Source organism: Methanoregula sp., assembly GCA_026625165.1.
Classification (GTDB): Archaea; Halobacteriota; Methanomicrobia; order Methanomicrobiales; family Methanospirillaceae; genus MVRE01.
The window spans coordinates 75,800-91,415 of record CP112999.1 but is presented as its reverse complement, the minus strand read 5'-3'; the positions used below and the strand labels follow the sequence as shown (position 1 = coordinate 91,415).

Annotated in this window: 19 protein-coding genes; 15 read left to right on the top strand and 4 right to left on the bottom strand. The window is 57.1% G+C overall.

The features are described 5' to 3' along the window. Nucleotides 1-58 precede the first annotated feature (58 nt). The 15 genes from OS112_00540 (at nt 59) to OS112_00470 (ending at nt 11,137) form a co-directional block, all read left to right on the top strand. Complete coding sequence (locus OS112_00540) at nt 59-886, top strand: HAD family hydrolase (GenBank protein WAC05147.1); 828 nt, start codon at nt 59-61, stop codon at nt 884-886. Between the two features lie 92 nt (nt 887-978). Then, complete coding sequence (gene atwA / locus OS112_00535; protein ID WAC05146.1) at nt 979-2,592, top strand: methyl coenzyme M reductase system, component A2; 1,614 nt, start codon at nt 979-981, stop codon at nt 2,590-2,592. 8 nt (nt 2,593-2,600) lie between these two features. Beyond that, nucleotides 2,601-4,127, top strand: coding sequence for a methanogenesis marker 3 protein (locus tag OS112_00530; GenBank protein ID WAC05145.1), 1,527 nt, complete (start codon nt 2,601-2,603; stop codon nt 4,125-4,127). Further along, nucleotides 4,124-4,582, top strand: a complete 459-nt coding sequence (locus OS112_00525; GenBank protein ID WAC05144.1) for a methanogenesis marker 6 protein — start codon at nt 4,124-4,126, stop codon at nt 4,580-4,582. Before OS112_00530 ends, OS112_00525 begins: the two co-directional genes overlap by 4 nt. Before the next feature lie 6 nt (nt 4,583-4,588). Beyond that, entirely contained in the window at nt 4,589-5,035 is a 447-nt protein-coding gene (locus tag OS112_00520; GenBank protein WAC05143.1) for a methanogenesis marker 5 protein, read from the top strand. Beyond that, nucleotides 5,032-6,270 carry a methanogenesis marker 15 protein gene (locus OS112_00515; protein ID WAC05142.1) on the top strand — a complete coding sequence of 413 codons (1,239 nt, stop codon included), beginning with the start codon at nt 5,032-5,034 and terminating at the stop codon, nt 6,268-6,270. Before OS112_00520 ends, OS112_00515 begins: the two co-directional genes overlap by 4 nt. Then, nucleotides 6,271-6,855 carry a methanogenesis marker 17 protein gene (locus OS112_00510; GenBank protein WAC05141.1) on the top strand — a complete coding sequence of 195 codons (585 nt, stop codon included), beginning with the start codon at nt 6,271-6,273 and terminating at the stop codon, nt 6,853-6,855. Continuing rightward, on the top strand, nt 6,852-7,790 hold the full coding sequence (locus OS112_00505) for a methanogenesis marker 7 protein (GenBank protein ID WAC05140.1): 939 nt from the start codon (nt 6,852-6,854) through the stop codon (nt 7,788-7,790). The genes OS112_00510 and OS112_00505 overlap by 4 nt, the downstream gene beginning before the upstream one ends. Continuing rightward, nucleotides 7,791-8,276, top strand: a complete 486-nt coding sequence (locus OS112_00500; GenBank protein ID WAC05139.1) for a carboxymuconolactone decarboxylase family protein — start codon at nt 7,791-7,793, stop codon at nt 8,274-8,276. Between the two features lie 182 nt (nt 8,277-8,458). Next, nucleotides 8,459-9,025: a DUF2281 domain-containing protein gene (locus OS112_00495; protein WAC05138.1), complete on the top strand. Its 567-nt coding sequence runs from the start codon at nt 8,459-8,461 to the stop codon at nt 9,023-9,025. A 61-nt stretch (nt 9,026-9,086) separates the two neighbouring features. Then, nucleotides 9,087-9,272 carry a hypothetical protein gene (locus tag OS112_00490; GenBank protein ID WAC05137.1) on the top strand — a complete coding sequence of 62 codons (186 nt, stop codon included), beginning with the start codon at nt 9,087-9,089 and terminating at the stop codon, nt 9,270-9,272. Beyond that, entirely contained in the window at nt 9,257-9,589 is a 333-nt protein-coding gene (locus tag OS112_00485; protein ID WAC05136.1) for a type II toxin-antitoxin system PemK/MazF family toxin, read from the top strand. The genes OS112_00490 and OS112_00485 overlap by 16 nt, the downstream gene beginning before the upstream one ends. A 359-nt stretch (nt 9,590-9,948) precedes the next feature. Continuing rightward, nucleotides 9,949-10,260 carry a hypothetical protein gene (locus OS112_00480; protein WAC05135.1) on the top strand — a complete coding sequence of 104 codons (312 nt, stop codon included), beginning with the start codon at nt 9,949-9,951 and terminating at the stop codon, nt 10,258-10,260. 200 nt (nt 10,261-10,460) lie between these two features. Then, nucleotides 10,461-10,706 carry a hypothetical protein gene (locus OS112_00475; protein WAC05134.1) on the top strand — a complete coding sequence of 82 codons (246 nt, stop codon included), beginning with the start codon at nt 10,461-10,463 and terminating at the stop codon, nt 10,704-10,706. Next, nucleotides 10,703-11,137 carry a hypothetical protein gene (locus OS112_00470; protein ID WAC05133.1) on the top strand — a complete coding sequence of 145 codons (435 nt, stop codon included), beginning with the start codon at nt 10,703-10,705 and terminating at the stop codon, nt 11,135-11,137. The genes OS112_00475 and OS112_00470 overlap by 4 nt, the downstream gene beginning before the upstream one ends. 721 nt (nt 11,138-11,858) lie before the next feature. Here the strand turns inward: OS112_00470 and OS112_00465 are convergent. From OS112_00465 to OS112_00450, 4 genes are read right to left on the bottom strand one after another with little or no spacing between them, the layout of a single operon-like run. After that, entirely contained in the window at nt 11,859-12,548 is a 690-nt protein-coding gene (locus OS112_00465) for an HAD family hydrolase (protein WAC05132.1), read from the bottom strand. After that, nucleotides 12,512-13,522 (bottom strand): PIN domain-containing protein, encoded by a 1,011-nt coding sequence (locus OS112_00460; GenBank protein ID WAC05131.1) that lies wholly within the window; start codon nt 13,520-13,522, stop codon nt 12,512-12,514. The genes OS112_00465 and OS112_00460 overlap by 37 nt, the downstream gene beginning before the upstream one ends. Beyond that, nucleotides 13,519-14,010, bottom strand: a complete 492-nt coding sequence (locus OS112_00455) for a hypothetical protein (protein WAC05130.1) — start codon at nt 14,008-14,010, stop codon at nt 13,519-13,521. The genes OS112_00460 and OS112_00455 overlap by 4 nt, the downstream gene beginning before the upstream one ends. Then, nucleotides 14,000-15,547 (bottom strand): MBL fold metallo-hydrolase, encoded by a 1,548-nt coding sequence (locus OS112_00450; GenBank protein ID WAC05129.1) that lies wholly within the window; start codon nt 15,545-15,547, stop codon nt 14,000-14,002. Before OS112_00450 ends, OS112_00455 begins: the two co-directional genes overlap by 11 nt. Between the last annotated feature and the right edge of the window lie 69 nt (nt 15,548-15,616).

Here is a 15,616-nt window from a genome sequence, read left to right as displayed (position 1 = left end):
ATCTTCAAAGATTCAATGAATACCGGACTACATAGAGTTTATCAATGAGGGATCAAGCATGAGCGTCGCCGTTGTTTTTGACAGTGCCGGGACCCTGCTCTCAACCTACCGCGTTGCAAAGGATATCGGGTCCGGGAAGTTGTTGCCCGGAGTTGAGACCACGACGCTTACGTTCGCGTCCGCTGACCGCGTGCTGGTCGTCCTACCGGTCAGCTCCAAGGCGATCATCAGTGCGCTGCCGGACACGCTCCTGTCCACCTACCTTGTCGAGAATGATATCGGGTTTGGCGTGAGCTGCACGCGCAAGGTCACGACGGCAGAAGAGGTGGGCGATGTGCTCTATACCGATACCCATGCGCTCGTAAGAGACCTGCAGGAATGCATAAAAGATGTGTGGCACGTCTGCAAACGGGAATCGATCCTTACCCTCAACTCCGGGGCGATCGTGAATATGGCACAGAAAGCCATTGAGTTTACAATCACTGCCGGCGGGTCCCCGTTCCCTGGCGCAAAAGAGGCGGTCACCGCGCTGCACCGGATGGGCGTGCCGACGTTCATCGCGTCCGGTGACCGGTCGGCAAAACTTGAGCGCATGGCAGACCACCTTGGCATCCCCCGTGACCGGGTGTACGGCGTGGCAACACCGTCCATCAAAGCCCAGATCGTCGCGGACCTAAAACTGGAATACGACCGTGTCGTAATGGTGGGGGACGGGATCAACGACCTTTGTGCCATGCAGGCGGCAGACTGCGCCATCCTTACCGAACAGCAGCCTGGCGACCGGCCTGCCGAACTCTACAGGACTGCCAACCACGTGATCAGGCATGTTGACGAGGTGATCGCCATTGTTCAGGAGGTCCTGTCACGCGAAGCGCCGGGCCGGTAAGCCGGATTTAATTTTTTGGCAGGGCGGCGGTCGCGGTGTATGATATAAAAAGTAATAAGTGACCAGTACCACATTAGGTATAAGAGAGGATTATGAGGGCTCCGTTAATTACGATCGATAACCTCTGCATGGATTTTAATGGCACGAGGGTGTTAAAAAACATCAATTTCGAGATAGGCGAGGGGGAAGTCCTTGGCATCATCGGCAGGAGCGGTGCCGGTAAGACGGTACTCATGCACCTGATGCGGGGAGTTGAACAACCACCCACGAGCGGAAGGATCATCTACCATGTCGTTGCCTGCGGCAGCTGCGATTTTATTGACGTCCGGAGTGCCGGGGGAAAACCATGCCCGCGCTGCGGCGGCAGGCTTGCGCCCGTTGACATTGACCTCTGGGGTGGGACCGACGAGTTGCTGCGCCGCAGGCTGATGGTGCGCACCGCGATCATGTTCCAGCGCACGTTTGCCCTCTACGGGAACGACCGTGTCATCGAGAACGTCATCCATGCACTCGATGATGTGGAATACCCGGAAGAAAAAAAGATCAACCGCGCCGCAGACCTCATCGATCAGGTCAAGCTCTCCCACCGGATGATGCATATCGCCCGCGACCTCTCGGGAGGGGAAAAGCAGCGTGTCGTGCTCGCACGCCAGCTCGCAAAAGAGCCGTTCATGCTGTTTGCCGATGAACCCACCGGCACCCTTGACCCCAACACCGCCCGGCTCGTCCATGACATGCTCAAGACTGCTGCATCGGCAAACAACATGGGCATGGTGGTCACCTCCCACTTCTCCAAGGTCATCGAGGACGTGGCGACCCGCGCAATCCTCCTTGTCGACGGCCAGATCACAACAATCGGGACCCCGAAAGCCGTGATCGACAGCTTCATGAAAGGGGCTGAAGACACCGAGACGTTTGAGGAGTGCCAGCTTGGCGAGAAAGTGGTTGTTGCCCGCGACCTGGTCAAGCGCTACATTTCCGTGGACCGGGGAGTCGTCCGTGCGGTCAACGGGGTGAATTTCGAGGTGTTCACCAAAGAGATCTTCGGGATCATCGGGAAGAGCGGGGCGGGCAAGACCACGCTCTCCCGCATCATCTCGGGCATCATCGAACCCACGAGCGGGGAGATCAATATCCGGATCGGCGAGGAATGGGTCGACATGACCAAACCCGGCGTCGAGGAGCGGGGGCGGGCCAAGGAGTACATCGGCCTCCTGCACCAGGAGTACGACCTCTTCCCGCACCGGAACGTGCTTGATAACCTCACAGATGCAATCGGGCTGGAGTTCCCAAAGGAGCTTGCCATGAGAAAAGCTGTCGTCACGCTCCGCATGGCAGGGTTTACCGAGGAAAAAAGCATGGAGATCCTCAACCGCATGCCCGCACAGCTCAGCGAGGGGGAGCGCCACCGGGTCGCGCTGGCGCAGGTGCTGATCCACGAGCCCCGCATTGTCATCCTCGATGAACCGACCGGCACCATGGACCCGATCACCAAAATCGATGTCAAGCACTCCATCATGCACGCCCGGGAGGAGATGGAAGAGACTTTTATCGTCGTGTCCCACGACATGGAGTTTGTCCGCGACATCTGCGACCGGATTGCGCTCATGCGCGGGGGAAAGATCGTCATGATCGGCGAGACTGCCGAGGTGCTTGCAAGCCTGACAGAAGAAGAGCGGCAGGTCATGAGCAAACCGGCTGCCTGAGGCGGGCCATGGTCACCATCCTCATCGACGGCAGGAGGCTGGACGTCGATGGGCAAAGCCGGCTTAAGGATATTCTACCGGCGGTACCCCCGGGTTGCTGCGTTGCGGTAATCCGTCCCGCGGCACAGGAGCAGGCCGCCACAAACAGCCTCGCGATCAGCACCACAGCCGGCGAGATCACAGTTGAGGTCGCGGGGAAGGGGACGGCATTTTCTGGCGCAGGGGACATAACAGACCGGCTCCTTCTGCACTGGCAGGACCGGTACGCTGCCGCGTTCGGTCCGTTTCCCTCCGCCATCCGTCCGGAGCGCAGGCAGGCCCTGTACGAGCGCGGGGACGTAATTCTCGGGTGCGGGGGGTACGACCCGCAGCGCTCGTACCTGGTCTTTTCAAAGATCCGCCATTCTGCCGATCACGGCGCAGATGAGAGCGGCGGGGTCATCGGGAGCGTGGTGAGCGGCCGGGCGGTCCTTGACCGCTGGTCGACCGGCGACCGGATCATAAAAGTCGAACCGGTGATCAGCTGGGCGGACACGAGCCGGTCGTTCACGACAACGGACTTTGACCTTGTGCCTGAAGAGGGGATGCAGGTCGTCACACGGGTCGATGTGACCGCACATGGATACAGCCCCGAAAAGATCACGACCGAAGCTGCCGGGAGCGTCGAACACCTGCTCTTTGCTCAGGAAAGTGGGACCTTTGCCGTCAGCCGTGCGACAAGCACCCACATCCTTGACGCTACGCATGCCGGAGTTGACGTGCCAGCAGAGAACCGGCACCCGCGGCGCGAAGGGACGGTCACGGTGCGCAACTCCGGGCCTTCTTCAGGAGGGGTGTACATCTACCGCTCCGACGTGCAGAGCAGCCCGGCGCACAGTGTCGTCGGGCACGTGGTGCACGGGATCGAGCTTGTAAAGCTCGCAAAGGACGGGGATACATTGAGCGTCACCGTCCGGCCGGCCCGTATCGACCTTCTCGGTGTTCCCCTTCCCCGGGCCGAGGAGATCGCACGGGACCGCGGGTTTACCCTGCACGCGGACAGCCGGGGCGCTGACCGGATCGTCGTCTCCCAGGAACCGGGGACGACGCTGGACGTGCTCAACGAGAAAGCGGCAACGGTCGTCACCGCCCCGGAATCAAAGGTCGTGGACATTGTCCTTGACGATGCGGCGGCACCGGCAAGCTGCGCAACATTCCGGAGGCTGACTGGACTAGCCGACCATGATGCCGGCATGATGCCCCTGTTCTTCAAGTTTGACGATGTGTTCCTCTTCAAACCGGGGATCCCGGCCGACACCAGGATCATACCGGAGAACCTGCCGGCGGGCGAAGTCCCTGCCGCAGCCCTTGCGATAACAAACGATTCCCGGAAGGGATCGGGGATGGTCGGCGTGCGGCTGTCGGCAAACCGGGAGTTTGGCCCGACCTCGGAGCCGTTTGAAGGGACCAATATCATCGGGACCGTGACCGATACCGGAAAACTCAAAAATTTTAAGGAGCGGGAGACTGTGTACATCAGGGAGGTCGGGCGTTGACGGAATACGTGCCCAAAAACCCCGGGAGCGTAACCCGGTATATCTTGGTCGAGTCGCCGACACTGACACCGGCGGAACTGGCAATCCGTGCGTATGAGATCTCGGAGGGGGCCATGATCAAGGAGACCTGTTTTGGGCTTTTGATCAACGGGGCAGAAGATGTCGTTGACAGGCTGATCGAAAAACTGCGTGCCGTTGATCCGGACCATATCTTCACCAAGGACCGCGGGTTTGTCCCGGGGGACCCCCGCAGGTGCCGCGCAAACCTTGGCGGGGCGCGGCCGGGTTTCCACGGGATCGAGTTTGAGACCACCGTCCTGCCGTATGTTTCGCACGGGCTTTTTGAACTCCGGGCCCGTGATGCGGGGGGCGTCCCGGCACCGGAGAGCACGGCGGAGTCAAAGAAACTGGACATCTACACCCTCAAAAAGCTGATCGAAGCGCAGGAGCCCTGAAAGACTATGGCAAAGATATTCATCTATCCCGCAACGAGCCTGATACTCTCCGACCTTGTCGCTCGGTACGGGCACACCCCGCTCTCGTCTGCAACCGCCATCCGCGAACGGATCCAGACCGCGGGCATCGAATCGGTGCCCCTCCAGATCACGCCGGAGGAGCCCAAGAAGGGGCTGAAGTGGGCTGCCGTCGAAGTGCCCAGCGGGGTCAGGGGCAGGATGGCGCTGTACGGCCCGATGATCGAGGCGTGCGACGCGGCGATCGTCATCAGCGAAGCCGACCTTGCATTCGGCTGCATGGGCTGCGCCCGGACAAACGAGCTGATCAAGTACCTTGTGCGGGAAAAGAAAGTCCCGCGCCTTGACTTAAACTACCCCAAATCCGAGGAAGAGGGCGTGCGGTTCGTCGCGGCGATCAAACGGTTCCTCGCTGAGCAGGGAGGCGGGAAATGACATCACCGGTCCGGATCGCCCAGCTCTCGTGCGGCCCTGAGTACAGCGGGGTCCAGCAGGAGATCAACGAGGCGGCAAAGTCCGTGAACGGGGAGATCTTCTTCCCGGATATTGCGTTAAAGGACATCATTAAGAACTTCGAAGAGTTCGGCCTTGAGGTGCGGAGCCCCGACCTCAAGCTCGCGATTGCCCGGGCAAAAGCGCTTGTCGAAGGGCGCGTGGACGCCGACGCCATCTTCATTGCCACCTGCTTCCGGTGCGCCGAGGCGGCGATCGTGAGAAACGAGCTCCGCAGGTATATCCGCAACAATTCCCGGCTGCCGGTCGTCAGCTACTCGTTTACGGAGCGGACGACGGCGGGGACCCTGCTCACCCGCATGGAGGCGCTCACGACAATCGCACGCCGGAGGGCGCTGCTCGCCCGGGAAGCCCAGCAGGGGCTCACGCTGGGCGTTGATTCCGGGTCATCGACAACAAAGGCGGTGGTCATGAAGGACAACCGGATCATCGGCACGGGCTGGCAGCCCACCACAGAGGTCTTAGGAAGCGCCCGGGACGTCGTCGCCCACGCGCTCGCCGAGGCAGGGGTCAAAAGAGACGAGATCGAGGCCGTAGGCACAACGGGATACGGCCGGTTCCTCGTCGGCAGGGATATCAGCGCCGACCTTATCCAGGAGGAGCTGACCGTCAACTCGAAGGGTGCGGTGTACCTAGCCGACCGGCAGCACGGCCCTGCAACGGTGATCGATATCGGCGGCATGGACAACAAGGCGATCTCCGTGCAGGACGGCATCCCGGGGTCGTTTACGATGGGCGGGATCTGTGCCGGCGCAAGCGGGAGGTTTTTAGAGATGACGGCAAAACGGCTCGGTGTCGACATCACAGAGCTTGGCCCGCTCGCGATGAAAGGGTCCGGCAACCGCGTGCCCATGAACAGCTACTGCATCGTCTTTGGCACCCAGAGCCTTGTCAATGCCCTTGCCGCGGGCAGCACCCGGGAGGATGTCGCGGCCGCCGCCTGCCATTCCGTTGCGGAACAGGTGTTCGAGCAGCAGCTGCAGGAAGTGGACATCAAGGAACCGGTCATCATGGTCGGCGGGACATCTCTCATCGAGGGGCTGGTGCACGCGATGGGGGAGCTGCTGCAGGTAAAGGTCGTGGTGCCCCGCCACTCCCAGTATATCGGTGCCGTGGGCTCGGCGCTGCTCGCAAGCGGGTTTGTCAAGGAAGGTTAGATGCAGACGGTTGAGTACTTCGAGGTGGAATGCCCCGAACCGTTGGGGGGTGAGTACTACAAGCAGATCGCAAACGACGTGCTGCTTGACCATAACCTGATCCGGGCAATCTTCAAGCTCCACATCTGGGTCGACCCCGGCATCCCGATCTTTGTCGCCGTTGGCGTGCTGCATAAGATCACAAGCCTGGTGCGGATCCGCGATTTTGCTGCGGTCAACCCGCTCGCAGGCAAGATCACGCTCGTCCTTGCAAACGAGACATACCTCGCCCTTATGCTCAGGATTTTTTTGGAAAGGTTCGGGCAGGACCATGTCGAGCAGGCGGACAGGTTCACGGTGATCCTGCGGGACGTCTCCATCACACCCGGGGAGGTCGAGGACATTGTCGTCGCAGACCCCAGCGAGTCGGTGTACAAGGACCTGATCTACGCGCTCAGGTGCATCGCCCCCGAGGGGTTCCGGGTCCGGCGCGAGCGCTTTTTTAAGGACAGGTTCTGGTTTGTTGCAAGCGAGGACACGCTCGAAGCGGACGTGGACGCGATTGTGCAGGAAAAGTTTGCGAAAATGGGCGAGGTGCCGCCATGATGCTTGTCCCCATCACCTACCGGGGCGGCATCTACCGGAACAACGAGATCGTGGACTTGATCGAGGATATCGGGGGATACATTGTCCAGAGACAGGTGATCGCATCCGAGGTCGTGCTCCTGTGCTTCATGCCAAAGGACGACGTGGATATCCTCCGGGCCGCAGCAAAACCCCTCGGCGGCGAGGTGATCGATTCGCCTCTCGTGGGCACCGAGATCGCGGTTGTGATCCCGAGCCTTGAGATCCACCACCTCCCGCACCCTGCCTGCGACATTGCCGAATACTTACGAAGGCTCGGGGCAAAGAGCAACATGGTCGGGCTTGCACGGGGCGTTGGCAAGCGGATTGCGGCGCTCAACGACGAGGAGCGGGATGTGATAAACGAGCACGACATCGCCGTGTACGTGCTGGGCAACTTCGAGAAGTGCATTGAGCACAAGATGCCGGCCCTGCGCCGGGGAATTGAGGTCCCGATCGTGCTCTGCGGCGGGCCGGATGCGGAGGCGCTCGGGCGAATCACCAACCCGCCGGTGGACGGGTATGTCGGCAACGTGGGCAGGTTCATGCACCGGACAAAGGAGACCGAGGAGCTCACCAAGCTCGATGAGATCGTCAGTGAGATCACAAGAGTGCTCGAGAAGAAGCGGGTTTCCATTGCAAAGGACCCGCTCTCGGTCTCCCCTGCACGCATCATGGACCTGATCAAGGAGCATGTGCCGGAGATCCATGCCGTGACCTCCCCGACACCGCTGACTGTCCAGATGAGCGGGCTGCGGGTGAAACTCCCGTACGACTCGTTTGCTGAAACGATCAAAAGCATCGGGGTCGAGGACGGGATAACGGTCGGGGACGTGTCCGACCTGAGCCCGTCACGGATGCGGGACTATATTCTTGTAAGGATCCGTCCGTTCTCTGAGACGAACGTGGTGGTATGAATGGGAAAAGCAAGCAAGGTTCAGTTTGAGGAGAAGCTGGCGCAGATCGTCCGGCATGGGGCAGAGACGACTGCCGAAGAGTGGATGAAGGACATCGAGAAGGATTACGGGCGGGTCCCGCTCATCTTCAAGCGGATGGGGGAACGGCCCGAGGTGCTCATCTCCCACCTGCTCTACAAGGGGACCGTTGCACAGACGAGCCCGCTCGACCCCAAGTACGTGGAGCTGATCAGCATGGCGGTTGGCGCAGCGCTCAAGTGCCCGCACTGTACCGGCTACCACATGGTCGCGGCACTCAAGATGGGTGCGACCCGCGAGGAGATCCTTGAAGTGATCCTTCTGTCAGGCATGATCGCGAACTCGTCGGTGCTCGCAAACGCGTACCGCATAGTCGACGAGAAACTTGAGATGTGCGTGCCGTGCGAGACAAAAGGGGTGAACAAGGCAGCCCCTAAGAAGAGGGCGGCAGGGAAGAAAGGGAAGTAAGGCTTACAAACCTCTTTTTTAGCGACAAGAAGATCGTATAACGGTACGACACATACATCCGATACCGGTTTGAACTGTCAAGTATTCCTTTACAGTTGCGGCTTGAGAGAGTTCTCAATCTGCCCACTACCACCCGACCACAAAACCATTGAAATAAAAAAACACAAACAATCGAAGCAGCTATGCAAAAGACCAAAGATGAGTACCCGTCTGTTCGTACATGGTCGTTCATCACCGTAGAAGGGTATTGTATGCTCAATATGGATTATGGAGGGTGTTATAGCCGGTATAGCTATGAACTTAAACCAGACCACTCTTTGAAACGGGTGAAGAATAAGGAGTATGATCCCTCCAAAAAGCCGGACCCGTATCCTGACGGCTGTCCGCGTTCTGTCCGCAGCACCTGTATGGACTGTAAGCATTTTGCATGGTGTGACCCCGGCGATGATGAGAAGTACGATCCGGTGCAGGTTCATGCAGGCGCAGAAAAAATATCCCGGAAGAACTTCATGACATCCGCAGAACGCGTGCATCGCATGATTGACAATCTCCCGCCCGATCTCAGGAGCGAAGCGATCCACTATATCGACAAGCTTGCGAAGCGGAAGAAAAAACCATTAAAGAAGAAGTTCCACCTTACATGGGCGGGTGGGCTTTCCCATCTCAAAAAAAGCACAACGTCTGTTGAGCTCCAGCATGCGGCACTCGAGTGGCGGGAACCCCGCTCTCGCACCAGGCCTGACAGATAACCTGATTACGTACCCGGAATAATGGACTGAGTAATAACCCGGCACAGGGTTGTGAACGCCTATGAAAGTTGAGGAACAGATTATCAGGGAACTGCACCAGGTACCACGACAGCGCTATCGTGAGATCCTTAACTTCATCAGGTCAGTACAAAAGAAGACCGCGAACGAAACCGCGTACGCAAGCGAGTCCTCCTTAAAGAAAGATTGGCTGCGCCCTGAGGAGGACGAAGCATGGGCGAATTTGTAAAAGGCGACGTCGTCGTTGTCCTCTTTCCCTTCTCAAATCTCAGCGCAGCAAAGAAACGGCCGGCTCTTGTGATTGCTCCGCTCGAAGGTGATGATATGATCCTCTGCCAGATAACCAGCCGGCAGGTGATGGATCAGTACAGCATCTCAATAGGTGAAGAGGATTTCAGTGAAGGATCGCTCAGGCAGGACAGCAATGTCCGGCCGAACCGGTTGTTCACCGCAGACAGCCGGATTATCCAGTACCGTACAGGACACCTGAAAGACCCGGCATTGAATGCAGTCATTGACCGGATAATCAGAATCGTCAAAGATTGATCTGATAATGCATCATCGGTCGTTTCATTTTTCAATCTGACAATGTTTAAAATTATGAACATATGTTCATTTTAATGAACACTCCTGTAACCTCCAGATTGTCATCTCATAACGACACCTCGCTCATTCCTGTAAAATTTATCAAACTGCCGCACCTCTCACAACACTTCTTGCAAATCTCCCCATAAAACCGGATTTTTTAAAAAAATTCCCGCACCCGGATCGCGGCTGCCTGTTGTCTGACATATCCGGGCCCGGTTCAAACCCCAATTGCCCTGTCAGACACGGGATGACTTCAAAATCTTTCGCACCCACCACAGAGCATTTAACCCCGCATATCTTTGTTTCTTTTACCACACATGACCGAAGATTTCTGCAACAGAACGGCGAGGAGGATCCGGAAGATCGGGTATGCACCAAAGGTTGCAGCCCGCATCGCCCGGTTCTGCCATGTTTCCATGCTGTCTGTCTGCGGGTTGATGGGAGCCATGCTCGATCCGTCGATGAAGAGCATGGCTGGAGAAGAGGGCGAACGTCCTCTTCGACTGCCCATGATGGTACCATCTGTTGAGATTCTTTTGAACCGGGGGCACGGGAATATTTCTTTGGGCGTCCGTGCACCGCTGCAACTGCTCATCTTTACCATACAACGTCGGCCGCCGGCTCTCTAGAGCACGGTGCCCCCCTGATGCCGTGATGCTGACCTACCGCAGGTCCCGTCCAGCGTAACGGGATTTAATACGGAATAACAGCCACGGCTCCACGCGGCCCCGTGTCCGGGCGGCCGGCTTTTCTGGAAATTTTGCGATGGGGAGTGTAACCGCTTTCGTGTCGCGGGACAGCGGGTGAAAAAAATTCAGATGATACAATCATGGAAACGATCGAGATGAACGATACAGACATGGCCGGGCCGGGGCAGGTTGTCACCGGTGCGGCCGGGAACGGACAGGAGAATGAAGAACTGGAATGGGCACGGAGGCATGTGCCGCTGGATCCCTACCTTCCGGTTCGCAAGACCGAGATCATTGGCTGGGGTGTGAAGCTAAGATACAAGGTGAAACGGAAAGTGTCAGGGACATCACCTGATGAGGAGGATGAAGAGGAGGAGGAGGCATGACGAGAGGACGGCCGATGACAAAAGCACTGGACAACGCGCTTCCGGTTGCACGAGCGAGAGGAGATGTCATGAGGTTTTGTCCTGAGACGGAGAGCATGTGCGACCTGATGATCCGCACGTCCGTTCACCTCGTTTTTGTCCGGATCAAAAGAGTCACAAAAATCCGGTGCACAAAAGAAGAGATTGAGGCGGAGTGCCAGGAGTGGCTCATCCTCCTCCGCTCGTTTCCCGTTTCGGAATCCATCCTCTGCGAGCTCTGGGTGTATACCAAACAAAATTCAAAGCGGTACTTCCGGGTAAAAAGTACCGGTCTTGTGGAGATTGGCCGGGACGGAAACCCGGTACTCCTGCCGGAGAAGGGGCCTGCGCCTGCCACAACCGGGAGCGGGGTGACTGCAGGAGCAGGAGAGACGGGACCTGCCCCGGCGTAAAAGCTGCCAACCGGGTGCACTTTCAACACCCCTTCAACACCCCTTTTTCGGGAGGGATCGGCCTTGGAGGGGGGACCCGGATCGTCTCCGTCGGAGAGGTTTCCCAAGGTGACCTGTCCGGAAGCCATTTTCAGGACTAATTCGCCAAAACACAGGAATAATTATTTGCGAACCGCCAGATTTGCAGCCGGTTCATGGTATCCGGGGCGGTATCGTGCCCCAAAAAAAGACCAAATGGGCCTAAATGCGGGCAGGATAGGTTGCCGGGCCGGACTACAGCCCGAAAGGGGGGGATACTGGGGTTGTAATTTGGGGGATCCGGATAGGGTTCCGGATGTCAGACCCATCAACCAATATGAAACACCTAGGGAGACTTAGAGAGAGCCTGAGAGCCTCAGAGAAGAGATCACATCGTCTCCGTCGGAGAGGTTTCCCAAGGTGACCTGTCCGGAAGCCATTTTCAGGACTAATTCGCCAAAACACAGGAATAATTATTTGCGAATCGCCAGATTTACGGCCGGTTCGGGGTATCCGGGTTCGTATAGTGCCCCGAAAAAAGACCAAACAGGCCTAATTACGGGCAGGATAGGGTGCCGGGTCGGACTGTAGTTCCTGAAGACGGGAAGTGGGACTGTTTTTCGGCATTATAATTACTAATAGTAAAAATAATAAAATTAAAAAATTATCTTTGGTAATAACACTTTTTATCCGGCATGATAATTTATCCTTGTACTATTCCGATCAAATCCTTTATCCCGTGAATAACAAAATCCGCCCCATCCCTTTCCCCCTCATGGAAGTTCCGGTCCCCGTATACCGCATGCACCGTGAGAATCCCCAGCGCTTTTGCCGGCAGGATGTCCCTGCGGATGCTGTCTCCGACAAGCATTGTCTCGCTGGCAGCCACTCCCAGTTTCTTCATGACAAGCAGGAACGGCTCGGGCGAGGGTTTTGCCTTCCCGTGCATATCCATGGTGATGATTGCATCAAAGAATTCTTCGAGCCCGGCTTTCCTCAGCCGCTTCAGCGCATTGCCGTTGTGGGCATCGGTGACAACTGCCAGTTTGAGCCCGCGGGACCGGAGCGCCGAGAGCGTCTCGGCAACATGCGGGTAGGGCCTGATCGCGGCGACTTTCTCCTCATCGTAAATGGCGCAGCACCGGGCGAATGCGGTCTCTGAGTTGCAGTCGTTGTCACGGAGGAAGTCCCGGATGTTCTCATGGTCCTCGAACCCGTGAGCCGGGCGGAGGAAATATCTGAGCAGCACCACGGGTTCAACGGGAACATTCAGGTAGGCAATGACTGCCGCACACGAGATGAGCTTGGCTTCGACAAAGTCAAACAGGGTGTTGTCCATATCGAAGATGACCGCGGTTATATGGCGATGTTGAGTGCCTGCAGCTTCCGGCATATGGTGAGATCCTTCCTGAACGGTTCAATAAGCGTTTCGTTGAGGAACTGTACTTTCAGTTCATCACTCCTGCCGCCTTTTCCCCGGTACTCCCCGAAGATGACGGCCGAGTTGCACTGGATGAACCCCAGGACTCCCGCGAGGGTTGCCAGCAGGTTCGTAAATGCTGCCGGAGTACAGTGGGGTTTTCCGATGGCAGCAGGCATCTCAAAGAGGAAATGCTCAACGCCCTCCGCATCGCAGAGCGTTGCAAGGTTCCGGTCAGCAGTCAGCATCACCGGAAGGGCGAACTTTTCCTTTTCAAATGCTTTGAGCGATCTGACGATGATGAGATCGTTTGCCTCTTTGTCAGACGATGACGGTTCCAGGGCGGGCACCATAGTGGCCCGGTCCCGGATGGCTCTGAACTGGGGGAGTGCGAGGTGGGCTGCCAGACGCGCCCGCTTGGTCCTGGCATTGACCAGCTCGTCCAGCAGCTGCTTCTGGTACCGTGCGGTGCGCTTAAAATCGGCGATCTGTTTCGGGGAGTACTTGTAATTCATCGAGGACTCAATCTCGTTTTTGACCGTATCAACCAGCAGAAATGCTGCCGGGTCGATGCCGGCATTGAGCGGCAGGCCATGGTAAAAGACATTCGTATCAGGCCCGAACCGCACGCCTTTCTTCAGCTGGTTGTACATGCGCAGTTTTTCCTCAAATGCATCCCTGTTGGCATACGGAAGGATCCCGCTGTTCATCAGGCAGGACAGGAGGTCATTGAACGCCGGCATCTCCTGTGCTGTAGTGCCACATGATGCACGGGCATCTTCGAACATTTCGCGGGACCCAAAACCACCAAGCAGGTATACATTGCCATCAGGTCTCGCGGAAAAAAGGTCGAATTCGTAGAGGGGATACGACACCGACAGGGAGGATTCCAGGTAATTGAGCAGCAGGGGGAGTTCGTGGATGAAGATCTGCTCTTCCTGTGTCATGGTACCACCTGCGGGGATGTGGCACAAAGATCCTTGAGCTGCTGGGACGCGAGCGGGATCATCATGTAGGGTTTTGCAGCATCGTCTGTGGAGGCGATCTGGAGGTAGAAGACGTGATCCACAGAAAGGCTGGCAAGCGGGATGAGCGCCCCGGCCACCAGCGCTTTCCGGCCCGGTGTGATATCGATGGCAACCCTGCTCCCCTGTTCTTTACCGGCCCTTATCCGTGCGGAGATTTTCCTGCCCGCTTCGATGAAATCCCCGGTCGGGACCTGCTCCACATCCACTTGAGGGTTGATCTTGTACCCGTCTGAAAGAATTTTAAGCCCGTTCTTCACGACCGGAATCTGACCCGCGTGCTCGGTCTCGGACAGGATGATGATCTGCGTGGGCCGGAATGCGGTCTCGCGGAGCACTGCATAGTATGCGTTTAGCAGGGCCCAGACCGACCGGCCGGTCATTGTGATGTAGGTGGATTCAGAACTCAACACGCTCACCGTTGTGCACGATCCGCGTCTTTTCCCACTTCTCCGCAAACCAGGCAGGGTTTTCTGTGTGGACGGGGATGATGATGTCCGGGTCGATGGTATCGATAGCCCGGGTAATATCGTCCGGTGATGCATGCCCCGAAGCGTGGAATGCAGAATCAAACACCGGGGTTATTGCATCTCCCTCTGCACACAGTCCAAAGCCCTTCACATCGAAGTTGAAATATTTGAGCCACTCTGCAAGGCGTTTGAAGTCAAATTCCATCTCTTCGGAGAAGGCCTCGCACGACGAGTAGATGTAGGTCCCGCCATCCGGTTTTATGTCGAGGAGATTTTTCATATCAAAGAACGAGAAGCACAGGATATATTTGTCCGGGTTCTTTGCAATTGCCGCACCATCGATATACTGGTCCGGACACTGCTTCATCACCACTTCGGTCTCCCATTTTGCATTCTTCCGGTCCTTGAGTTCATAATAGATCTTCAACCGGTCGTTCGGGCAGGGCATATCAGTGCAGCTGAGCGCCAGGAACAGGTACAGATCCTTTGCCGTGACTACGAGTTCACGCCCGGTCTTTCCGGCAATCGAGAGGAATGATTCAAGCCGCTCGAAATTACGGGGCGAGAAATCTGCAATCACCAGCCCTTTGGCTGACTCTGCTGCCGCCCGGCAGGTTTCCCGTACCGATTCTTCGGACACGGGACCTTTCGCATCGCAGGCACTCTTCCGTGTCACCGTCGTCCCTTCACAGATGAGGACGGATGCTTCCTTTGCCGCATCCACAAACTTCCGTGTCTTGTCGCCATGCTTTCCGTGGAGACGGAAATCCCCGGTATATGCGATGGTGTTCTGCCCGGTGAGGAGGTAGGCACAGGCCCCGTAGATTGAGTGGTCCACTTCATACGACCTCACCTCAAACGGGAGGTTGAGCTGGTCATACGAGGAAAGAATCCCGGGAACGAGAGACTTATGCGCTTTCTCTCCTGAGGGGCGCAATGCAAGAAATTTATGCAGGGCATCCGACGGCTTTCCTGTACAGTAAAAATTCCTGCCCCGGTAAGAGTCCTTACCGGTCATCAGGAGAAGTCCTTTCTTATCATTGGGTACTTTTTTTGAGAAGTAGACCGTATCGGAGCCGACCGTGGGGGAGGTGTCCTGCATCCCTTTCATAATGGCAAGGCTGACCGGTGTTGCAATGATGGGGATTTTCTCGTTTAAGAGCCCGATGTTCCCGAAATGATCCACATGGGCATGCGAGATGAGTACTGCTTCAACGGAGGGAGAGGGAAAACGGGTGAGCGGAAGATCGGTGGTTCCCAGGTCCTTCCGGTAGATATTGAGTTTTGGCACAAGGTCGAGGAAGAATGCATCGTTGAGGCCCCTGCCCGGTCGCTCCTTCAAAAATTCCGAGAAGAATGCACCGGATTTTGCAAAGTTCTTGCCAAAGTCCAGAAAGACGCCCCGGCCCTTCTCCTCAACATGGATCTTGTTGCCGCCAATCGATTCGGCGCCGTCATGGATGGTGATGGAGGTCATGGGATGCACCTGAGATGATGGAGGGTTGGCGGGAAAGAGGATAAAATGGGGGGGTTGTTGTCTGTGATG